The 20,084-nt window shown below is 69.1% G+C and carries 22 protein-coding genes and 2 pseudogenes; 10 read left to right on the top strand and 14 right to left on the bottom strand.

Annotation, left to right across the window (positions count from 1 at the left end):
• Positions 1-72 precede the first annotated feature (72 nt).
• The 7 genes and pseudogenes from A5752_RS08030 to A5752_RS08000 all read right to left on the bottom strand — a co-directional run bounded on the left by A5752_RS08030 (position 73) and on the right by A5752_RS08000 (position 6,182).
• Positions 73-691: pseudogene (locus A5752_RS08030) on the bottom strand (hypothetical protein).
• Positions 691-1,599 (bottom strand): hypothetical protein, encoded by a 909-nt coding sequence (locus A5752_RS08025; RefSeq protein ID WP_067084065.1) that lies wholly within the window; start codon positions 1,597-1,599, stop codon positions 691-693. The pseudogene A5752_RS08030 and the gene A5752_RS08025 overlap by 1 nt, the downstream one beginning before the upstream one ends.
• Positions 1,596-2,600 (bottom strand): hypothetical protein, encoded by a 1,005-nt coding sequence (locus A5752_RS08020; protein WP_067084063.1) that lies wholly within the window; start codon positions 2,598-2,600, stop codon positions 1,596-1,598. Before A5752_RS08020 ends, A5752_RS08025 begins: the two co-directional genes overlap by 4 nt.
• Positions 2,591-3,064 (bottom strand): hypothetical protein, encoded by a 474-nt coding sequence (locus A5752_RS08015; protein WP_067084061.1) that lies wholly within the window; start codon positions 3,062-3,064, stop codon positions 2,591-2,593. Before A5752_RS08015 ends, A5752_RS08020 begins: the two co-directional genes overlap by 10 nt.
• Positions 3,054-3,914, bottom strand: coding sequence for a DUF58 domain-containing protein (locus tag A5752_RS08010; protein ID WP_067084059.1), 861 nt, complete (start codon positions 3,912-3,914; stop codon positions 3,054-3,056). The genes A5752_RS08015 and A5752_RS08010 overlap by 11 nt, the downstream gene beginning before the upstream one ends.
• Before the next feature lie 7 nt (positions 3,915-3,921).
• Positions 3,922-4,923: an AAA family ATPase gene (locus A5752_RS08005; RefSeq protein WP_067084057.1), complete on the bottom strand. Its 1,002-nt coding sequence runs from the start codon at positions 4,921-4,923 to the stop codon at positions 3,922-3,924.
• A gap of 95 nt (positions 4,924-5,018) precedes the next feature.
• The gene (locus tag A5752_RS08000) at positions 5,019-6,182 is read right to left on the bottom strand and encodes a sulfotransferase family protein (RefSeq protein ID WP_156613705.1); all 1,164 of its coding nucleotides are present in this window, start codon (positions 6,180-6,182) and stop codon (positions 5,019-5,021) included.
• A gap of 115 nt (positions 6,183-6,297) precedes the next feature.
• Between A5752_RS08000 and A5752_RS07995 the strand changes: the two genes are divergently transcribed.
• Both A5752_RS07995 and A5752_RS07990 read left to right on the top strand, forming a co-directional pair.
• Positions 6,298-6,873, top strand: coding sequence for a TetR/AcrR family transcriptional regulator (locus A5752_RS07995; protein WP_067084053.1), 576 nt, complete (start codon positions 6,298-6,300; stop codon positions 6,871-6,873).
• Positions 6,870-7,991: a DUF1214 domain-containing protein gene (locus A5752_RS07990; protein WP_067084050.1), complete on the top strand. Its 1,122-nt coding sequence runs from the start codon at positions 6,870-6,872 to the stop codon at positions 7,989-7,991. Before A5752_RS07995 ends, A5752_RS07990 begins: the two co-directional genes overlap by 4 nt.
• A gap of 40 nt (positions 7,992-8,031) precedes the next feature.
• On the opposite strand, the gene A5752_RS07985 is transcribed toward A5752_RS07990, so the two are convergent.
• Positions 8,032-8,904 carry a 1,4-dihydroxy-2-naphthoate polyprenyltransferase gene (locus A5752_RS07985; protein WP_067084048.1) on the bottom strand — a complete coding sequence of 291 codons (873 nt, stop codon included), beginning with the start codon at positions 8,902-8,904 and terminating at the stop codon, positions 8,032-8,034.
• A 45-nt stretch (positions 8,905-8,949) separates the two neighbouring features.
• Here A5752_RS07985 and A5752_RS07980 point away from each other — a divergent pair, with 45 nt between their 5' ends.
• Genes A5752_RS07980 through A5752_RS07960 form a run of 5 tightly spaced genes read left to right on the top strand, consistent with a single transcriptional unit; the run spans position 8,950 to position 12,941 of the window.
• Entirely contained in the window at positions 8,950-9,174 is a 225-nt protein-coding gene (locus tag A5752_RS07980) for a hypothetical protein (protein WP_067084046.1), read from the top strand.
• Between the two features lie 2 nt (positions 9,175-9,176).
• Complete coding sequence (locus A5752_RS07975) at positions 9,177-9,962, top strand: S-methyl-5'-thioadenosine phosphorylase (protein ID WP_067084043.1); 786 nt, start codon at positions 9,177-9,179, stop codon at positions 9,960-9,962.
• A complete protein-coding gene (locus A5752_RS07970) occupies positions 9,959-10,990 on the top strand; it encodes an NAD-dependent epimerase/dehydratase family protein (RefSeq protein ID WP_067084041.1) in 1,032 nt (343 codons plus the stop codon). The genes A5752_RS07975 and A5752_RS07970 overlap by 4 nt, the downstream gene beginning before the upstream one ends.
• Positions 10,990-11,790, top strand: a complete 801-nt coding sequence (locus A5752_RS07965; RefSeq protein WP_067084039.1) for an alpha/beta hydrolase — start codon at positions 10,990-10,992, stop codon at positions 11,788-11,790. Before A5752_RS07970 ends, A5752_RS07965 begins: the two co-directional genes overlap by 1 nt.
• A 23-nt stretch (positions 11,791-11,813) precedes the next feature.
• Positions 11,814-12,941 (top strand): NAD(P)H-dependent flavin oxidoreductase, encoded by a 1,128-nt coding sequence (locus tag A5752_RS07960; RefSeq protein ID WP_067084037.1) that lies wholly within the window; start codon positions 11,814-11,816, stop codon positions 12,939-12,941.
• Here the strand turns inward: A5752_RS07960 and A5752_RS07955 are convergent.
• The 3 genes from A5752_RS07955 to A5752_RS07945 form a co-directional block, all read right to left on the bottom strand.
• A complete protein-coding gene (locus tag A5752_RS07955; protein WP_067084069.1) occupies positions 12,938-13,384 on the bottom strand; it encodes a nitroreductase family deazaflavin-dependent oxidoreductase in 447 nt (148 codons plus the stop codon). The genes A5752_RS07960 and A5752_RS07955 overlap by 4 nt on opposite strands.
• Positions 13,385-13,524: 140 nt before the next feature.
• Positions 13,525-14,547 carry a sensor histidine kinase gene (locus A5752_RS07950; RefSeq protein WP_067084035.1) on the bottom strand — a complete coding sequence of 341 codons (1,023 nt, stop codon included), beginning with the start codon at positions 14,545-14,547 and terminating at the stop codon, positions 13,525-13,527.
• On the bottom strand, positions 14,547-15,248 hold the full coding sequence (locus A5752_RS07945) for a response regulator transcription factor (protein ID WP_067084033.1): 702 nt from the start codon (positions 15,246-15,248) through the stop codon (positions 14,547-14,549). The genes A5752_RS07950 and A5752_RS07945 overlap by 1 nt, the downstream gene beginning before the upstream one ends.
• A 103-nt stretch (positions 15,249-15,351) precedes the next feature.
• On the opposite strand from A5752_RS07945, the gene A5752_RS07940 reads away from it, so the two are divergent.
• From A5752_RS07940 to A5752_RS07930, 3 genes are read left to right on the top strand one after another with little or no spacing between them, the layout of a single operon-like run.
• Positions 15,352-16,008 (top strand): glycosyltransferase family 2 protein, encoded by a 657-nt coding sequence (locus A5752_RS07940; RefSeq protein WP_156613703.1) that lies wholly within the window; start codon positions 15,352-15,354, stop codon positions 16,006-16,008.
• Entirely contained in the window at positions 16,005-16,667 is a 663-nt protein-coding gene (locus A5752_RS07935) for a TIGR04282 family arsenosugar biosynthesis glycosyltransferase (protein WP_067084028.1), read from the top strand. Before A5752_RS07940 ends, A5752_RS07935 begins: the two co-directional genes overlap by 4 nt.
• Positions 16,667-17,296, top strand: a complete 630-nt coding sequence (locus A5752_RS07930) for a methyltransferase domain-containing protein (protein WP_067084026.1) — start codon at positions 16,667-16,669, stop codon at positions 17,294-17,296. Before A5752_RS07935 ends, A5752_RS07930 begins: the two co-directional genes overlap by 1 nt.
• Here A5752_RS07930 and A5752_RS07925 read toward each other — a convergent pair.
• The 3 genes and pseudogenes from A5752_RS07925 to A5752_RS07915 form a co-directional block, all read right to left on the bottom strand.
• Positions 17,293-17,760: a hypothetical protein gene (locus A5752_RS07925; RefSeq protein WP_067084022.1), complete on the bottom strand. Its 468-nt coding sequence runs from the start codon at positions 17,758-17,760 to the stop codon at positions 17,293-17,295. The genes A5752_RS07930 and A5752_RS07925 overlap by 4 nt on opposite strands.
• A 1-nt stretch (position 17,761) precedes the next feature.
• Positions 17,762-19,024 (bottom strand): molybdopterin-dependent oxidoreductase, encoded by a 1,263-nt coding sequence (locus A5752_RS07920; protein ID WP_067084067.1) that lies wholly within the window; start codon positions 19,022-19,024, stop codon positions 17,762-17,764.
• Between the two features lie 51 nt (positions 19,025-19,075).
• Positions 19,076-20,058 (bottom strand): annotated as a pseudogene (locus tag A5752_RS07915) (hypothetical protein); the annotation flags it as partial.
• Between the last annotated feature and the right edge of the window lie 26 nt (positions 20,059-20,084).

The raw sequence follows: 20,084 nt of genomic DNA, 5'->3' as shown, positions 1-20,084 counted from the left end.
CCACCGCGGCCACACCGCACTCAAAGGTCAACCACCGGCCAGCCGTGTACCTAACCTGTCAGGTCAGAACAGCTAGCCTGCGGCGTCGCGCAACACCTGCTGCAGCTTGTCCAGCGGATCCCCGGCACCGGGATCCAGCCGTAACGCGTCGCGCGGCGGTCAGCCCGGCCAGCTTGGCCTGCAGCCGCGCAGCGGCGTCGTGGCGCACCGCGCGCCGCTCCGGATCGGGGTCGGAGTTGCCGGCAAAACAGCCGTCGGGGGCATGCTCGACGAGGTCCAGGGCGCTGAGGTATCGCTCGCGCGCGGTGTCGGGCCGGTTCTCCCATGCGTCCACATCGCCTTGGCGCTCCCGCACGAGTTCCAGATTGACCAGCACAGGACACAGGTCCCCGGGCGCGGTGCGGCTCAGCGCCTCCGAGAAGTGCGCATCGGCGTCGGCCAGGCGGTCGTCGAGCACCGCGAGGGTGCCCGCGGCGAACGGTGCCCTGGCGGGTTCGACGATGTTGAGCAGGTTCATCACCGCGACATCGGTTCGTAGCGCGTCGGCGTCGCGGTCCGCGAAGTTCGACACCGCTGAATTGCCGGCCAGAACCGTGGCGATGAGTTTCAGCGCGATCGCCAGCACGGCGAGCACGACGGGGGCCGAGAACAGCAGCAGCCTGCGCCGCAGGCGCGACCGGGACGGGCGCATCAGATCACCTCGTCCCGGCGCGCTACCCGGCTGGTGCGGAACTCGCGCAGCGTCAGATAGATCTCGAACAACAACAGCAGGGCGGCGGCCATGGTGAAAACCCAGTACAGGTCGGTGTGGTCGGGTGCGGTCGCGTCGTCCAGCGCCGACCGGACACCGCTCACCTCGGGCGCGTCGTCCGTGACCGGCCGCGCGGTGTCCCGCGGTACGAACGGCACGCCCAATTGATCGGCGATGGCCGCCAGCCGCTGCTCGTCGCGCGCCGCGCCGTAACCGAACACCGCGCCCCCGTCGACCGAACCGGGCACCGGGTCGAATTCGCCCTGCGGGGCTTGTGACCCGGGCGCGCCGGATCCGAAGTAGAACACCAGGTTCGGTGCGGCCGGACTGCGTTGACCCGCCCCGATCAACTGATAGCGCAGTACGTTGGCGGCGGCGGCCGCGTTCACCTCGCCACCGGCGGCGTCGGGATAGGCGGTGACGGCCGCGGCCACCGGCTTGAGGCTCCAATTATCGTCGGAGAGCGGCCATTCCAGCGACGAACGTGCGGCGAAGGTGATCATCGCGAACCGGGCCTGCGGGTAATGGTCGATGAGTGCGGCGACGTCGTCGCGGATGTCGGTGATCGGCGAGTCGGCGGAGCGGTCGACGATCAGGAACACGTTGGCCCTCGTGTCACCGTCCGAGCTCGTCGTGACCGATTGCTCGGTATCCCTCCCGAGCATGGGTCTGGCGGCGGCGATCAGCATCAGCATCACCGCCAGCGTCAGCGCCGACCATCGCCAGACCGTGGTCCATCGCTGACCGGGGCTGCGAGCCAGCTGGCGCATGGTGATGAGCCGGAGCACGAGCGCGGCGACGGCGATGGCGATCAGGAGCACCGACGGTACGACGGGTGAGAACGTCATCGTCGCAACACCGCCAGCGACAGGCACAGCAGCGCCGACACCGCGACCGCGATCGCCAGCGGCACGGTCGGGGTATCGCCGCGGAAGCCGGCGACGGTGGCCGCGTTTTCGGCGTCCGGCGGATGCGCGCGGATGCCGTCGAGTTGCGATTGCAGGTCGACGCCGACGGGCGCATACCGGCCGCTGGTGGCCGATACGACAGACCGCACGCCGCCCGGTGAGGACACCAGCGCGTTGACCTGGATTCCGCGCTCCCGCGCCATGTCGGCGACTTGCTGTTCCGTGAACAGCGATGGTCGGGTCTCGTCGGGTACGCGAAGCTCACCCGGGCCGAGGTAGATGATCGAACGCCTGCGCTCGCCGGATGGTTCATCGGCGGGGAAGCCGGCGACGCACAGCGCGAGGATGTCGGCGACGCTGGTCGCGTAGTCGACATACGTCACCGGCGCGGTGAACGCCGCGATGCTGTTGCGCTTCGCCGACAGCTGGGCCGGCGCCAGTGCGTCGTCGTCCGGCAGGTTCGCCAGAGACCCTGCCTCGCCGAGTCTTTCGACCGCGAACTGATGGTCGCGGGTCAGCGGGATCACCCTGCGGTTGGCGGAGGTCAATCCGATCCGCTGGGTGCCGAACGTCCCCGCGCGCTGGGCGAAGTAGGACAGGAACGTCTGGGTGTTGGGTGCGTCGACCGGATCGCCGACGCACAGCATGATGTCCTCGGGCACCTCGGAAGCCCGCAGCGACCACCACAACCCGCTGGGGCGCGCGCTGGCCAGCACGGCCGTGCCGAATAGCAGCACGAGCAACACGATCGTGACGATCATCGACACCGTTCGCGCCCGCGCCACCCGCGCATACTCCGGCAGACGGGTCAGGCGGGCGGTGTTCGCCAACGGTCGCAACTGTCGCTGCGCCTGCTTGGCCGGCACCAGCAGGGCCAACGCGACAGCGCCTGCCAGACAGACGAATCCGACCACCGCGACCGGCCACCAGTTCAGGGCCACGAGCGGATCAGCTCCTCGGCCTGGGCGCCGACCTCGCGGACGCGCACCGGCGAAGCCGCGTTGAACTGTGCGTCGTCCAGCGCGGCGAGCGTCGGCGCGGCGGGTGCGAGATCCCCGGATGCGATGTCGTCGAGCTGCATGTACTGTGCCCGCGTTCCCGTCGCCTGGTGCAGGAAGCTGCGCAGGGTGCGGCTCATCGCGGCGCCGGCTTCGGCGCCGGTGAGCTCGCCGTCACGGTGCCGGGCGGCGATGCGCTGGACGGTGCGCGCGAAGCGACGCCGCAGGAGCCGGGCGTGCAAGGTGCGCACCACCGGAAGGCGGCGGAGTCGCTGCGACGGCAGCGTCCATACGAAAACGCCGGCGTACCAGGCGATCACAACGACGATCAGCAGCAGCCCGAGCCACAACCATCCGGCCGAGTACGGCGAAGGTCCGCCGACGAACCGCAACAGGTCATCCGGCACGGGCGAACACCTCGGTCAACGCGACGAGCCGGGCGCGCATCTCGCCGCTGCCGCCGATCCTGGTGTGCGGCACCGCGCGGGCGGTCATGAACTCGTCGAGCCGCTGGGCCCGCGCCTGCTCGGCCTTGCGGTACGCCGTCATCACCCGTGATCCCAGTGTGGCCGCGTCGAGGACGAACCGGCCCGTCGAGACGTCGAATCCGGCCCGGTCGCCGATGGCGGGCATGTCGGAGACCGTCGCCCACAACACGTCGTGGCGCGCGGTCAGCCGGGTGACGGCATCGGTCAACCGATCGTCGACCTCGGGTTCGTCGGAAACCACGACGACCAGCATCGGATGCCGGTAATGGGTTGCCACATAGTTCAATTGGCAGACGATGTCGCTGCGACCCGGCGCGGTGCAGGCGTGGCCGTAGTACCGGTGCAGCAGGCTCTCGATGTGGGTCTCACCACGACGCTGTCGGATGTTGACGCAGCCGCGGGTGTCGCCGAACACCATCCCGATCTGATCGGAGCGCCCCAGCGTGATGAGTCCGAACGCACCGAGAATGTTCACCGCCACATCGCGTTTGAGCTCACCGCTCGGCGTGAGGGCGGCCATGTTGCGGCCGGCGTCCGCGACGAGCAGCAGCTTGTGGTGCTTCTCGGAGACGAACCGTTTGATCAGGACGTGACCCGAGCGTGCTGAGGCCTTCCAGTCGATGTCGCGGACGTCGTCGCCGGGTACGTAGGGCCGCAGATCGTCGAATTCCAAACTACGGGTGTGCAACAACGCGTAACGGCCGCCTTCGAGCATGCCGCGGGTGTCGGTGCCGAAGTGCGTCCTCGCCGAGGTGAGGTGTTTGCCCATACCGGCCCTACGGCACTCGAACCGCTTGCAGGACAGCGTCGATGATCGTCTCGGGGGTGACGTTCGCGCTGGCGGCCTCGAAGCCGAGGATGAGCCGGTGCCGCAGCACGCGGTGGGCGAGCTTGGCGATGTCGCCGGGGATGACGTGCCCACGGCCGGACAGCAGGGCCAGCGCCCGCGCGGCGTTGCAGAACGCGATGGTGGCGCGGGGGCTCGCGCCGTACTCGATCAGCCGGGCGAGCTGGCGCGGCAGGTATTGATCGGGCTCACGGGTGACGGTGACGAGTTGGCTGGCGTAATGCATCAGCGCGCGGTCCATGTGGACGTGGCGCACCACGGCGCGCAGCCGGCGAATGTCGTCCAGGCCGGCGACCGGCCGGCTGCGGTGGTCTTTGTCGTAGAGTCCCGCATCCATCCGGAACATCACCTCCACCTCCTGTTCGGGGGTGGGGTAGTGCACGACGTCCTTGAGCATGAACCGGTCGGTCTGCGCCTCCGACAACGGATACGTGCCCTCCTGGTCGACGGGGTTCTGCGTGGCGATCACCAGGAACGGCTCGGGTATCGGGTACTCGGTGCCCGCGATCGTGGTCTGGCGCTCCTCCATCGCCTCGAGCATCGCGCTCTGCGTCTTCGCGCTGGACCGGTTGATCTCGTCGAGCAGCACGATGTTGGTGTGCACCGGCCCGAGCTGGGTGACGAAGGAGTTGGTGGCGGCCTCGTAGACCTGGGTGCCGATGATGTCGCTCGGCAACAGATCGGGGGTGCACTGGATGCGGCGGAAACCTCCGTCGATGGCCTCGGCAATCACCCGGGCGGCGGTCGTCTTGGCCAGGCCCGGCACGCTCTCGATGAGGATGTGACCGCCCGCGAGCAGGCCGATCAGCAACGATTCACGCAGGTTCTCCTGGCCCACGACCTTGGCCGAGAACGCGTCGGAGACCGCGGCGACTACGCGCTGCGCTTCCGCAAGATCGCGCTGGTCCAGTTGGGTTCGTGCTGCGGTCATGAATGCCTCTCGTCTCCGACTGCCGCAAGCGGATACCCGAGCCAGGGTATTCACACACCGCCGATCCGGCGAACGGCGACGCGACCGCGATGGCGTCAGGCCAGGAACCGCTCGACGTAGGGCGCGAAGCGGGCGTGCAGGTCGTCGGGGTCGAGGCCGAACATCTCCGGTGACGTCGCCACCCGACCGAGCCGGCCCCGCTGGTGCCCCGCGAGGTATTCGGCCATGGCCGCGCGGGCCTCGTTGGTCATCGACTCGCCCGCCAGCTTGTAAATCGCGGCAGCGGTGCCCATTTCGTCGGCCATGAAATCGTCGAACCGGACGTCGATCGAGCGCTCGTCGCCAATCACGTCGCGGTCGCGGATCAGGGCGGCCAGCATGAGTTCGAGCCGGTCGATCCAGCACGCGGCGATGTCCTCGACCGGCACCGGCGCGCAGTGCATGCGCGCGGAGTAAGTGAGCATGGCGAGCATCGACAGCACCACCGGGACGGGATCGCGGTGGGTCGTGATCACCACGACGCCGGGAAACACACGCTCGAGCACCGGCAGCTGCTCGAGGTGCTGGGGGGACTTCAGCAGCCAGCGCCGGCCGCCGCGCAGGAACTGCAGCGCCTTCAGCTGCAGGGCCAGGTGCTCGTAGTGGGGTGTCTGATCATGCGTCAGGTAGTAGTCGCCCCACCGCGGCACGTGGGCCAGCGTCTCGAACAGCATCGACGAGAAGTCGTTGGCCAGCAGCTGTATCTCTTCGTGGACGTGGTCGGTCGTCATCTCGTGCATCAGCGCGAAATGCGGCATCACGGCGTTCATGAACTCGACCGCGGCGTCCATCCGGGCGCGCCGGGGGTCGGGTTCGATCCCGGCTTCCGACGGCATCGGGAACGGCTCGTTGCTCTCCCAGTACGGGAGCGTGCGGAAGGTCGGTCCCGCCGCGAGCAGGTTGTGCAGGTGGGTGGTGCCGGTGCGCGGCAAGCCGGCGATGACGACCGGTGGCTCGAGTTGGATGTCGTGGATTTCGGGATGCCGGGTCAGCAGATCGGTCATCAGCAGCCGGTTCTTCAGCAGCTGCGCGAGTTGGGCGTGGAAGTTCACGATTCCCGCGTCGCTGAGTCCCGGAATCTCGTGCAGCGCAGCGAGATACACATCGAGACGCTCTCGGTAATCGTCGGGGCCGAAGTCGTCGAGCCCGGTCTCGGCGCTGGCCTTGGCGTGCAACGCGTCGGCGTCGAGGGGGCAGTCGGGCGCCATCGACGCCATCATGTCGCGAATCGGCTGGATCGCCGCCGGGAAGCGCGGCTCGGCGAGATCGTCGAGAACGACCGGTGGCGCGGATGAGATGTCGGTCACAGGCCGTTATGTTACTGTCAGTTTCGTAATGACGACGGAGATTGGTCGACCTCGCGACAAACGCATCGATGACGCTGTTCTGAGGGCGACGGTCGACCTGCTCGGGGCGGCCGGTTACGCCGACCTCACCGTCGACGCGATCGCCCGGCGCGCGGGCACGAGCAAGCCCGCCATCTATCGCCGCTGGCCAGGCAAGGCGCACCTGGTACACGAGGCGGTCTTCCCGCTCGGCGCAGCGACCGAACTCCCCGACACCGGATCGCTGGCCGGCGATGTGCGCGAGATGGTCAGCCGCACGGTCGGCGTGCTGACAACGCCCGCTGCCCGCGCCGCGCTGCCGGGCCTGGTCGCGGAGATGGCCGCCGATCCGACGCTGCACGCCGCGCTGCTCGAGCGGTTCTCGCACGTGCTTTCGCGCGGGCTGACCGAACGGCTCGTGGCGGCCGCCGCCCGCGGCGAGGTGCGGTCGCAGGTGTCGGCCGCCGACGTCGTCGAGGCCATGGCGGGCATGACCTTTCTCGCCCTGATCACCCGCGGGGACAGCCTGGACAACGGGTGGGTCGACCGGACCGCCGAATTCATCACGAGAGGAATCAGCGCATGACGCACGAATCTTCGGCCGCGGCGAGCCGCGAATCAACCAGAGCGTGGCGGGAACTGCTCGACACCCTGAGCAGCTTGGACCGAACGTTTCTCGAGGGGGACCGCGCGGTCACCGACGACCGTCACATCGCCGACGGCTACCGCATGCTCGCCACGACGCTCGGCGTCGCCTTCGACACCTACCTGTTCGCCGAGCCGAGCCGGCCGGTCTGGATGGAACTGAACACGCCGTTCCGCCGGGACCGGCGTTGGGGCGGTGACAACACCGACGCCTACTACTTCATGTGCCCGGTCGACCCGAAGCGGCGGTATCGCATCAGCGGCAACAAGGGCGACAGCGTCTACTTCTCGGTGACCGCGTACAACGAACCGTCACCGGGTGCGTGGTCGGACCGGATCGTGGCGCTCGTGCGCGACGACGACCTCGACCTCGATGCCGACGGCAACTTCTCGTTCGAGTACGGGCCCACCGACGGCGGCGTGGTGCTCGTGACCCGCGACTACCAGGCCGACCCATTGACCGGTCGCCCGGTGTCGTGGCGCATCGAGGCGCTCGACGAGCCCGATCCGATCCGGCACGGCGACGCCGAGACCGCCGCGGCCTTGCGGGCCAGCGCGGCGTGGCTGCGCACGATGTTCGCGATCGTGCCGTTGGCGGTGGGGGTGCGGGTCGACGACGCGCACACGTTGGGTCACGAAATCTCGCAGGTAGCAAACCAATTCGCCGATCCGTACCAGGTACCGGACGCGAACTTCGGTTGGTCGGCGCGCGATGCCTGCTATGCCTACGGCAGCTTCGTGCTCGAGGAGGACGAGGCGCTGGTCGTCACGCACCGGCCGCCCGCGTGCCGGTTCTGGAACCTCGTCGTGTGGAACCAGTTCATGGCGGGCGTGACCGACGAGAAGACGTCGATCAACGGCTACAGCGCGGTTCCCAACTCCGACGGGTCGGTCACCGCCGTCATCTCCCGTAGTGGCACGTCGCACCCGAATTCCATTAGTACCGTGGACTATCCGCGCGGCAACCTCGCCTTTCGGTGGTTCCTCGCCGACGCGGTGCCCGCCAGGCCGGAGGTGACGTTGGTCAAGGTCGCCGACGCCCCGACCGCCGTCACCTGACCGCGATTTGTGCGTGATTTCGTTCGCTCAGCGATCGTTTTCACGCACAAATCGCAAGCGCCAGCGCTACAGCGACGGCCCACACGAGCATCGTCAACCCGGTGTCGCGTAGCACCGGGATCAGGTCCTTGCCGCCGCGGCGTTTACGCACCGGCGCGGCCGCGCGCACCGCGAGAGGCAGCGCCACCAGACCCACCGCCGCCCACGGCGTCGCGAGCATCAGGACCAACGTCAACGCGAACGCCACCACCAGCAGCGCCTGGTACAACAGCCGGGTGCGGGCGTCGCCGAGGCGCACCGCCAGCGTGATCTTCCCCGACTCCTTGTCGGTCGGGATGTCGCGCAGATTGTTGGCCACCAGGACCGCCGACGACATGCAGCCCATCGCCACGGCGACCGCGCCCCCCACCCAGTCGACCCGCAGCGCCTGGACGTACTGCGTGCCCAACACCGCGACCAATCCGAAGAACACGAACACCGCGACCTCGCCCAAACCGAGGTAGCCGTACGGCGTCGACCCGCCGGTGTACAGCCACGCCCCCGCGATGCACACCGCGCCGACCGCGATCAGCCACGGCGCGCTCACCGCGGCCAGCACCACGCCCGCGGTCGCCGCCACCACGAGGCTCACTACCGCGGCGGTCAGCACGGCGCGCGGGCTGGCGACCTTCGACCCGACCAATCGCAGCGGGCCGGCCCGCACGTCGTCGGTGCCCCGGATCCCATCGGAGTAGTCGTTGGCGTAGTTGACGCCGACGATCATCGCGACCGCGACCACGAGTGCCAGCAACGCTTTCCACCAGCACGCGGCCTGCAGCCACGCCGCCGCACCGGTGCCCGCGATCACTGGCGCGATCGCGTTGGGCAGCGTGCGCGGTCGCGCGCCCTCGACCCACTGCGCAAATGTCGCCACGAGCGCCAGTCTCGCACGACCGCAGACCGTGGCAGACTGAGCGGCATGGAGGACCGACTCAGCAAGGCGGAGATCCGCAAGGACGCCGTGCAGGAGATCTTCGACTCCGGCGTATCGACCGTCGGCGAGGTGGCGTCGATCATCACCACCGCCGTCAAGGACGTCGCCAACGCGATCGGCGGCTTCGCGACCGACGCGTTCGAGATCCGCGACACCGTGCGGCGCGCGTCGCAGCAGCTCGACGAGACCGACGAACAACCGTCCGCCTAGACGTGCTGGGAGTCATCGGCGGAAGCGGCTTCTACAGCTTCTTCGGGTCCGACGCCCGCAGCGTCAGCGTCGACACACCGTACGGTCCGCCCGCCGCCCCGATCACCGTCGGCGCCGTCGGCGCGCACGAGGTCGCGTTCCTGCCGCGCCACGGGGTCAACCACGAGTTCTCCCCGCACACCGTGCCGTACCGGGCCAACATGTGGGCGCTGCGGTCGCTCGGAGTACGGCGCATCTTCGGACCGTGCGCGGTCGGCAGCCTCACACCTGAACTCGGACCGGGCTCGATGGTGGTGCCCGACCAGCTCGTCGACCGCACCAGCGGCCGCGCCGACACGTACTTCGACTCCGGCGGCATCCACGTCGCGTTTGCCGACCCGTACTGCCCGACCCTGCGCGCGGCGGCGGCGAACCTGCCCGGCGTCGTCGACGGCGGCACCATGGTGGTGGTGCAGGGGCCGCGGTTCTCCACCAGGGCCGAGAGCCAGTGGTTCGCGGGTCAGGGCTTCACGCTGGTCAACATGACCGGCTACCCCGAGGCGGTCCTGGCTCGCGAACTCGAGATGTGTTATGCCGCAATCGCGTTGGTGACTGATCTGGATGCCGGCATCGACAGCGGCACCGCCGTGCGGGCCGTCGACGTGTTCGCCGAGTTCGAACGCAACCTGGTGCCGTTCAAGAAGCTCGTGCACGACGCCCTGATAAACACAATCCAGGTCGACGTCGAGCGGACCTGTACGCACTGCCTGGCACACGACGGCGTCCGGCTGCCGTTCGAACTCCCGTGAGAGTCCTGCTGACCGGCGCCGCCGGTTTCATCGGGGCCCGCATCCACGAGGCGCTGCGCGACGCCGGCCACGACGTGATCGCCGTCGACGCGATGCTGGCCGCCGCGCACGGGCCGGGCGCCGAACCGCCGCCCGGCTGCGAGGTGGTCGACATCCGCGACGCGGCCGCGCTCGCGCCGCTGATGAAGGGCGTCGACGTCGTGTGCCACCAGGCCGCTGTGGTGGGCGCGGGCGTCAACGCCGCCGACGCCCCGTCGTACGGCTCGCACAACGACTACGGGACCACGGTGGTGCTGGCCGAGATGTTCGCGGCGGGCTGTTCGCGGCTCGTACTGGCGTCGTCGATGGTCGTCTACGGCCAGGGCCGCTACGACTGCAACGAACACGGACCGGTCGACCCGCGGCCCCGCACGCGCGCCGATCTCGACGCCGGCGTATTCGACCACCGCTGCCCGCTCTGCGGTGAACTCGTCGCGTGGCGACTGGTCTCCGAGGACGCGCCCATGCGCCCGCGCAGCCTGTACGCCGCGAGCAAGACGGCGCAGGAACACTACGCGCTGGCGTGGGCGGAGGCCGTCGGCGGCGCGGTCACCGCGCTGCGCTACCACAACGTCTATGGCCCTTACATGCCCCGCGACACCCCCTACTCGGGGGTGGCCGCGATCTTCCGATCCGAACTCGAATCCGGCGACGTGCCACGGGTTTTCGAGGACGGCGGGCAGATGCGCGATTTCGTGCACGTCGACGACGTGGCGGCGGCCAACGTGGCGGCCGTCGAATCCGCGCGCGGCGGGTTCGAGGCGTTCAACGTGTGCTCCGGTCGGCCGATCTCGATCCTCGAGGTGGCCACCGAGCTGTGCGAGACACGCGGTGACGCACCGCCGGTCGTCACCGGTCAGTACCGCAGCGGCGACGTCCGCCATATCGTCGCCGACCCCGCGCGCGCCGCCGAGGTCCTCGGTTTCCAGGCGGCGGTCGACCCCCTCGACGGGTTGCGCGAGTTCGCGTTCGCGCCGTTGCGGACCTGATGCGCCGGACGGTCCGCGTCCTCGTTATCGTCACGCTCGTGGCGTCCGGTCTTCTCGGTCTTCTGTGGTCGCAGCAGCGGCGGCTGGTCTACTTCCCGTCGCCGGGTCCCCTGCCGCCCGCCGCTTCGGTGGCGCGCAACGGACAGGACGTGGTGATCGAGACCGACGACGGAATCCGCTTGAACGCCTGGTATTTCCCGGTCGACGGCGACGGACCGGCCGTGCTGGTGTTGCCGGGCAACGGCGGCGACCGGTCGATGCGCGCGCCGCTGGCGCTGGCACTCAACCGAATGGGTTCCTCTGTCTTGCTCGTCGACTACCGCGGTTTCGGGGGCAATCCGGGCCGACCGTCCGAGGAAGGCCTCGCCGAAGACGCCCGGGCCGCTCAGTCGTGGCTCGCCGCCCGGGAGCGGGAGATCGCCTACTTCGGCGAGTCCCTCGGCGCCGCAGTCGCTGTCGGATTGGCCGTCGAACGGCCGCCACGCGCGCTGGTGCTGCGTTCACCGTTTACCTCGCTGCCCGACGTCGGGGCGGTGCACTATCCGTGGCTGCCGGTGCGGTGGCTGCTGCTGGACCGCTACCCGTCACTGGAGCGCATCGCGTCGGTGCGGGCGCCACTGCTGGTGATCGCGGGCGACCGCGACGACGTCGTTCCCGAGCCGATGAGCCGACGGTTGTTCGACGCGGCCAACGAGCCGAAGCGCTACGTACTGGTGCCCGGCGCCGGGCACAACGACCTCGAGCTGCTCGTCGGCAAGCAGATACTCGACGCGATCTCCGGACTCCTGTCTTCGGCCTGAGCCGCCCTAGCCATACTGGCCGGGTGAAACCAGCGATTTGTGAGCAGTTCGGCATCGACTTCCCGTTGTTCGCGTTCAGCCACTGCCGCGACGTGGTGGCCGCGGTGTCCAGCGCGGGCGGGTTCGGCGTGCTGGGCGGGACGGCGTATACGCCCGAGCAGCTCGACCAGGAGCTGTCCTGGATCGACGACCACGTCGGCGGCAAGCCGTACGGCGTCGACCTGATCGTTCCCGCCCGCTACGAGGGCAAGGGCGAGGACCTGACGATGAGCGATCTCGCGGGCCGCATCCCCGACGAATACCGCGGTTTCGTCGCCGAGTTGCTGGCCGCCCACGACATCGACCTGGACGATTCCCCGCGCTTCGGCAACGCCGCGCTGTCCGGAAACACCGGCAAGGATCTGCTCGACGTGGCGATGAACCACCCCATCCGGTTGATCGCCAACGCGCTGGGCGTCCCGCCGGACTACATGATCAAGGCCGGTAAGGAGAACGGCGTGCCGGTGGCCGCGCTGGTCGGCGCCAAGGAGCACGCGGTCAAGCAGGCGCAGGCCGGTGTCGACCTGATCGTCGCGCAGGGCACCGAGGCCGGCGGGCACTGCGGTGAGGTGACCACGCTGGTGCTGGTGCCCGAGGTGTTGGAGGCGCTGGCCGCAATCGGCAGCGACATCCCGGTGCTCGCCGCAGGCGGCATCGTCACCGGCAGGCAGATGGCGGCGACGGTGGCGATGGGCGCGGCAGGCGCCTGGACGGGTTCGGTGTGGCTGACGACCGAAGAGGCCGAAACCGCGCCGTACACCAAGGAGAAGTTCCTGGCCGCGTCGTCACGTGACACCATCCGTTCCGCGGGCCGGACCGGAAAGCCTGCGCGCCAGCTGGTTTCGGACTGGACGCAGGCCTGGCTGCCGAACAGGGGCGGTCAGAAGCCGTTGCCGCTGCCACTGCAGTCGATGCTCGCCGAGCCCATCGTGCGGCGGATCGACGTGCTGGCCGCCCAGGGGCATCCGGGTGCCCAGGCGTTGGCCACCTACTTCGTCGGGCAGGGTGTCGGCCTGATGAACAAGGTGAAGCCGGCGCGCGAAGTGGTGCGTGAGTTCATCGAGGACTACGTCGCCGCCACCGAACGGCTGAGCAACTCGCTACCCGACTAGGCGTCGTAGGTGATCCGCACCGAGACCGGGTCGCTCTCCATCGCCCGCATCGTCACGGCAGTCGCCGACTGACCTAGCCTGCTGTCGCCGAAGCTGCGGGCGCGGGCGCGTACGTCGTCGTCGGGCTCGAATGCCGCGGTGCCCCTGCGCCATTCGTTGTTGGCGCGGACCCGCACGCGGGGGTTGGCCTCGATGTTGATGGCCCATCCGGCGCGACGGCCGTGCTGCGAGATCACCCACACGCCGGTGTCGTCGGCACGGCCCAGCAGCGGCACGCGCCGCGGTTGGCCGCTCTTGCGTCCGATTGTCTCCAGCTCGACCACATTCGCCGTCCGGATGCCCACGCGGTCGAGCGCGGCGACCACCGGGTTCATCAGGACGCGACCCAGCTGCCGCTCGAACTTGAACTTGCGTACCGCCTTGTCGGCGCTTCTCGTCGCCATCGCAACCTCCTTCATCGGTTCAGGTTAACGACGATAATTGAGTGATCACTCAAAAACAACAGTCAGACGTCGAGCGCGAAGCATTTCTCATGAAAAACGCTGGTCAATGACCCGCGATTGCTATCCGGCAAGGACGAAGATCAGCCGGTCGCCAGCGGCAGGCGCACCTCGAACCGGGCTCCGCTACCCAGGTTGTGCGCCGACAGCGTGCCGCGATGGGCCTGCACCAGGCCCGCGGCGATCGCCAGTCCGAGTCCCGATCCGCTGGGTAACGACGAGTCGTCGCGCGGCACGCGATCGTTCGACCCGCGGTAGGCGACGTCGAACACCCGCGGCAGATCGGCTTCCTCGATGCCGACGCCGGTGTCGTCGACGCGCGCCCACGCGCCGTTCTCGTCCGACCCCAACGACAGCGACACCCGGCCGCCCTGCGGGGTGTGCGCGATCGCGTTGGCCACCAGATTCGACAACACCCGCACCAGCGCCCGGTCACTGCCCAACACCCGGACCGGCGCCTCCGGCAGGTCGGCCGTCAACGTCACTCCCGCACGCTCGGCCGCGATCCGGTGCGCGGTCAGCACATCGTCGACGACCTCGTCGAGCGCGACCTTGTCGAACACCGGTTGTACGGCGCCGGCGTTGATCTTCGACATCTCGAACAGGTCGTCGACCATCTCGGACAACCGGATCGATTCCTGCTCAATGGTTTTGGCGTGCACGCGGACCTCGGAATCGGGGACCACGCCGTCGGCGATCGCCTCGGACACCGCCCGGATTCCGGCCAGCGGGGTCCGCAGATCGTGGCTGACGAACGCGACCAGCCGGCGACGGGACTGCTCGGCGGCGCGTTCCGACTCGCGGATCTCCTGCTCCCACACCGTGCGCCGGGCCTGGTAGCGGGCCAGCATCACCGCGGCGGGAATCGTCACCACCGACACGATCACCAGGACGATCGCGGTCTTCTCGAAGGTTTCGGTGATCATGAACCGGCTGGCGCCGAGCACGCCGGTGAACGTCGCCAACACCGGAATCAGCACCAGCGCGACCATGCTCACCGCCAGCGACCACGACCGGGCGAGGCGGATGACGAGCGCGCCCGCGAGCACCACCGGGACCGAGCATGCCAGCGCCAACCCGATGATCTCCCACAGGTCGGCGGGCACTAGGCGCTCTGGCCTTCCGGAGAGCGCGCCTCGCTGCGCCACAGGTAGCCGCGGCCCCACACCGTTTGCACCCGGTGATGCTCACCGAGCTTGGACCGCAGCCGCTTGACGTGCACGGTCACCGTCGACAGATCGCCGAAGTCCCAGTGCCACACCTGCTTGAGCAGTTCCTCGCGGCTGAACACGGTGTCGGTGTGGGTGAGGAAGAACAGCAACAGGTCGAACTCGCGGTTGGTCAGCGAAACCGGAGAGCCGTTGACGGTCACGGTGCGCGCCGCCGTCGACACGGTCAACCCGCCGACGGTGATGTCCAGTGCCCTTCGCCCGGTCGGGGCGGGTGCGCGCCGCAGCACCGATCGCACCCGCAGCGCCAGTTCACGCGGGCTGAACGGTTTGGTCAGGTAGTCGTCGGCGCCCGCCTCCAGGCCCGCGATCCGGTCATCCTCCTCACCGAGCGCGGTCAACAGGATCACCGGCATCGCGTAACCGGCGCGCTGCCGGAGATTGCGGCACAGCGTCAGCCCGTCCGGGCCGGGCATCATCACGTCGAGCACCGCGACGTCGATGTGCTGCGAGCCGAGCAGCCGCAGCGCCTCGGCCCCGTCGTGCGCGATCGCCACGTCGAGCCCATCGCGTTCGAGGTAACGACGCACGACATCACGCACGACGCTGTCGTCGTCGGCGATCAATACGCGCGTCACAATTTTCGAGGGTAGCCCTGTGCGGCCGCTACCTGCGCCGATGTCACGGATTCGTCATCGATCGGCTGGTCGGTGCGCCGACGGGCTGGTTAGCCTCGAACTCATGCCCGACTGTCCGGTGACCGTGGTGCTGCCGTGTCTCAACGAGGCGCAATCACTGCCCGGCGTGCTGGCGGCCATCCCGGACGGATACCGGCCGCTGGTGGTCGACAACAACAGCACCGACGACACCGCCGAGGTCGCCCGCGAGCACGGTGCGCAGGTGGTCGCCGAGAAGCGCGCAGGTTACGGCGCCGCGGTGCACGCCGGCGTGGTGGCGGCGACGACGCCCGTCGTGGCGGTCCTGGACGCCGACGGCTCGCTGGACCCGGGCGACCTGCCGGCCCTGGTCGACGAACTCCACCGCGGGGCCGACATGGTGATCGGACGGCGTCGGCCCGTGCCGGGTCTGAAGTGGCCGTGGCACGCGCGCCTCGGCACCGCGGCGGTGTGCTGGCGATTGCGGCACCGCCACGGCCTTGCGGTGCACGACATCGCCCCGATGCGGGTCGCCCGCCGCGACGCGCTGCTCGACCTCGGCGTCACCGACCGACGGTCGGGGTATCCGCTCGAATTGCTGGTTCGGGCGGCGGCAGCCGGCTGGCGCGTCGTCGAGTGCGACGTCGACTACCGGGCGCGCACCGGCGGCAAGTCGAAGGTCAGCGGGTCGGTGCGCGGTAGTGCGGTGGCGGCCTTCGACTTCTGGCGAGTGATCTCGTGACGGCGCTCGGGGTGACGGTGCTGGTGGTGGCCAAGGCGCCGGTGCCGGGGCTGGCGAAGACGCGGCTCGCGGCCTCGATCGGCGATCAAGCCGCTGCCGACCTGGCGGCCGCGGCGCTGCTCGACACCCTCGACGCCGTCGTTTCGACACCCGTCGACCGTAGAGTGGTCGCGATGACGGGCGACCTGGGCCAGGCGAGCCGCAGCGACGAAATCCAGGTTCGCCTAAGCGAATTCACAGTCATCCCTCAGCGCGGCGGGGACTTCGCCGAGCGCCTTGCCAATGCGCACGCCGACGCCTACGTCGGCGATCCCGTTCTGCAGATCGGCATGGACACCCCGCAGGTGACCGCCGACCTGCTCGCCGCTTGCGGCCGGACACTCGTGGGAAGCGACGCGGTGCTCGGGCCCGCCGCCGACGGCGGGTGGTGGGTGCTGGGCGTCTCACGGCCGTCACTGGCCGAATGCCTGCGTACGGTTCCGATGTCGCGATCCGACACCGGCACACTGACCCTGGCGGCATTGCGCGGCAACGGCATTCGGGTCGACCTTGTCGAGCAGCTCGCCGACTTCGACACCATCGACGACGTCGATGTGGTCCGCGGGCGCTGCGTACCCGACAGCCGGTTCGCCCTGGCTGCCGAGGCGGTGCTCGCCTGATGCTGGGCAATCTCTACGACTGTGCCCTCGACGGCGAACAGTGCTGGATCCGAAGCGACGACGGTGAGGTGCAGGCACTTCCCGTGCACCGCTGGATCGGCGGCGCACATGCCGATTGCCGGTTCGACCGCGCCGTGGTCGAGCTGTGTGACGGGCCGACGATCGACTTGGGTTGCGGCCCCGGGCGGTTGGTGATCGAGCTGATCCGCCGCGGTGTTCCCGCGCTCGGGGTCGACCAGTCGGCCACCGCGGTCGGACTCGCGCGCCGCAACGGTGCACCGGTGCTGCGCCGCGACGTGTTCGGCCAATTGCCGGCCACCGGGCGATGGCAGACGGTGCTGCTGGCCGACGGGAACGTGGGGCTGGGCGGCGATCCGTTTCGGATGTTGCACAGGGCCGCCGAACTGCTGCGCCGCGGCGGCCGGTGCATCGCCGAATTCGAGGCGCTCACACACGGAATTCACAACAAGTGGGTGCGGCTCGAGTCGTCGCGCACGGTGGGGCCGTGGTTTCCGTGGGCGTCGGTGGGCATCGACTGCGCCGCCGAAGTGGCCGAGCACGCGGGCATGGCGCTGGACCGGGTCCATCCGATCGGCAACCGCGTGATCGCCAGCCTGACGCTGGCTTAGCCCCTGGTCGTCGCCAACCGAGCGGCGTAGAGGATCGCGCTGGTGCCGAACATCGCGGCCGTCATCAGCAACCACCTGCCCAGGAACGGTTCCTGGGTCTGGCCGGTCGCGGCCAGCACGATCGGCGCGCCCTGCTTGATGATGCCGGGCAGGAACAACAGCAACGTCAGCGCCGACCCGAGCGCGGGCACCCGCAGGTAGTTCACCAGCGGCACGCGAAGCCGTGGAATTCGACTGCCGCGCAGCAGGATCCGGTCGGCCAGTGCGTAGAGCGGGAACAGCACGAGGTCATGAGCGACGATCGCCGCGGCGAACCACACCAGGATCGACTGCCACCACGTCCGCGTGTTCCACAGGGCGGCCGGTGTCAGGGTGGCCACCACGTAGCCGAACAACGCGAAGCCCGCCGTCAGGGTCAGCAGGTGCAACGGATGCGACCCGTAAACCGCGCGGAACCTTCGCACGTCAGTTACCCGCTCGGAAGTCGATCGAGCCCACCCACTTGGTGTTGTGGACACCGGGGAGCGCCGGAACGATGATCCGGGCCGGGAACCCGTGATCCGGAGACAGGTCGACGCCGTTGACCTTCAATGCCAGCAGCGCGTCGGGGTGCAACACCTGATTGCGTTGCAGGCTCGCACGATTGAAGGCACCTCGCCGTTCCACCGACCGGACGAACGCCGACACCGGCGAGGGCACACCGGCCACCCGCGCAAGGTCCCGTAGCGGGACACCGGTCCACGTCTCGGTCGTCGACCAGCCCTCGACACAGGCGATCGGCAGGCGGGCGGTGTGCTGAGGCATCGCGGTCAGTGCCGCCCGGTCGAGCACCACCGGCGACGGCCCCCCGGTCAGGGTGAGCCGCCAGCGCTCGCCGGTGCTCTCCGTCGTGATGCGGGCGGCCACGGCGGTCCTGTTGACCTGGAAGTCGTTCGGGCCGTCGCCACGGGTCCGTCCGCGGGGCAGCAGCAGCGCGGCATGCCTGGTCCATCCGCCGACTGCCTGCCCGGCCGTGAGTACAGCCACCAACGCCGCACCACCGCCGACCAGCGCGAGCGCACCCCGACGGCTGATGGTCGCGGGATCGGGATCGGCGGGCGACAACCCGTCGGGCTCATACGCATCCGCGACGGTGTCCTCCCGGGACGTGCGCAGCACCGCACGCATCGACCGTGACCGCAGACCATGACGCAGTCGCGGAAGCTTGATCGCGACATGCACGACGAACCCGGCGATGAACATCCAGGCGCCGAAGTAGTGGGCGGTGTAGAAGCTGAAGCCGAAAATGTAGTCGTACTGGATGTTCAGCACGCCGGTGACGATCTCGAACAGCACACCGCCGACCAGCATCAGCAACGAAACCCGTTCGAGCAGTTGGGCAACCGAGCGTGCCGGCGGTATCGCGAAGAGCCGGGGGATCACCGACCACAGCTTCGCGAGCACGACCGGAACCAGCACCAGCCCCAGCCCGACGTGCAGGCCCTGGGTCAGCCGGTACAGCCACGACGGATTCGTGGGCCAATCGAAGGTTGGAAGCTTGAGCCAGCCCACGTCGCCCGGGATGGCCTGCCCGAACTGCGGACCGTAGGCGATGTAGGACAGCAGACCGGTCAGGATGACCACCGGCAGCCCGATGAGCAGCACCGAGCCGAAGACCGACGTCAGCCACAAGCCGCGCAGCGGACTACGCCAACGGACGAGCTGACGCGGCCGGTCGCCGGGTTCCATGTGTCCAGGTTCCAGTTCCACACTTATTGGTGTGCGTTTGACCCACGACCGTTACCAATTCGTCAGAATGAAGTGATTGAGCAGCAGGGCGCCCACCACGTTGACCGCCAGCCACCAGCGGTGCGACCGTGGCGGGAGCAGCGCGCCGGCGGCGGTCAGCCAGACCGTGAACGGCAGCCAGATACGTTCGGTCTCGGCCTTGCTCAGCATCGACAGGTCGGCGAACGCGATCGCCAGCAGCGCGCCCAGGAGCACCATGGGCAGTCCGGGCCGCCGCCGGATCGCGTTGATGTCGAAGACGCGACCGATCCCGGCCACGCTGCCGAGGCCGATCGCGCACACCACTGACGCCAGGTTCGCCCAAACCCAGTACTGGAACGGCCGGTCGTTCGCGATGCCCTGCCAATACCGTTCCTGCACCAGGTGGTAGCCGTCGAACCACCAGAACCCCAGCGCCACGAAGATTCCCACCACCGCGATCACGACGACGACCGCGGGCACCGCCGCGCGGGTCGCGGCGCGCCAATCCGGTGCGCACAACAGCACCGCCAACGCGGGCAGGGCCATCAGACCCAGGCCGTAGTTGAGGAAAAGGCCCCACCCCAACAGCAATCCGGCCCCCGCCGCGGCGAGAACGGGCCAGCGCGCCTTGCCCCCGACGGCCATCGCCAGCAGCGCGATGCCCCACGCCGCCACCCCCGCGAAATAGCCGTCGGCCGACACCGCGATCCAGATCGCCGTCGGTGCAACGGCGACGAACGGGGCCGCCAGCCGTGCGGTCGCTTCTCCCGCCAGCGCGCGCACCGCGATAACGATGGCGGCCGCCGCGCTCGAGCCGACCAGCAGGCACAGGAGTCCCGCCCACGCACCGCCGCCGAGACCGATACGGTCGAGCCAGACGAACGTCAGCAGCGCGCCAGGGGGATGGCCCGAAACGTGGGTGATCCACGAATCCGGTTGATAGTCAAGGATTCTGTCCGAGAAGGTCCGTAGGGCATGCGGTATGTCGGTGACGGAATGGGGACCTGTCGCAAGGAGATCGCTGTCTCTTATACACATC

The sequence above is a fragment of the Mycobacterium sp. 852002-51961_SCH5331710 genome (assembly GCF_001665535.1).
Taxonomy (GTDB): Bacteria; Actinomycetota; Actinomycetes; order Mycobacteriales; family Mycobacteriaceae; genus Mycobacterium.
The sequence above is the reverse complement of the archived record's forward strand: the minus strand, read 5'-3'. Positions and strand labels throughout refer to the sequence as shown.

Excerpts from the sequence above, each read along its gene's own strand:
- A5752_RS07995 (WP_067084053.1), top strand. The coding sequence starts at position 6,298 with ATGACGACGGAGATTGGTCGACCTCGCGACAAACGCATCGATGACGCT.
- A5752_RS07955 (WP_067084069.1), bottom strand. The coding sequence starts at position 13,384 with ATGGCGACGAGAAGCGCCGACAAGGCGGTACGCAAGTTCAAGTTCGAG.
- A5752_RS07920 (WP_067084067.1), bottom strand. The coding sequence starts at position 19,024 with ATGGAACCCGGCGACCGGCCGCGTCAGCTCGTCCGTTGGCGTAGTCCG.
- A5752_RS08000 (WP_156613705.1), bottom strand. The coding sequence starts at position 6,182 with ATGATGGCGTCGATGGCGCCCGACTGCCCCCTCGACGCCGACGCGTTG.
- A5752_RS07940 (WP_156613703.1), top strand. The coding sequence starts at position 15,352 with ATGCCCGACTGTCCGGTGACCGTGGTGCTGCCGTGTCTCAACGAGGCG.
- A5752_RS07990 (WP_067084050.1), top strand. The coding sequence starts at position 6,870 with ATGACGCACGAATCTTCGGCCGCGGCGAGCCGCGAATCAACCAGAGCG.
- A5752_RS07930 (WP_067084026.1), top strand. The coding sequence starts at position 16,667 with ATGCTGGGCAATCTCTACGACTGTGCCCTCGACGGCGAACAGTGCTGG.
- A5752_RS08010 (WP_067084059.1), bottom strand. The coding sequence starts at position 3,914 with ATGGGCAAACACCTCACCTCGGCGAGGACGCACTTCGGCACCGACACC.
- A5752_RS08025 (WP_067084065.1), bottom strand. The coding sequence starts at position 1,599 with ATGACGTTCTCACCCGTCGTACCGTCGGTGCTCCTGATCGCCATCGCC.
- A5752_RS08005 (WP_067084057.1), bottom strand. The coding sequence starts at position 4,923 with ATGACCGCAGCACGAACCCAACTGGACCAGCGCGATCTTGCGGAAGCG.
- A5752_RS07980 (WP_067084046.1), top strand. The coding sequence starts at position 8,950 with ATGGAGGACCGACTCAGCAAGGCGGAGATCCGCAAGGACGCCGTGCAG.
- A5752_RS07965 (WP_067084039.1), top strand. The coding sequence starts at position 10,990 with ATGCGCCGGACGGTCCGCGTCCTCGTTATCGTCACGCTCGTGGCGTCC.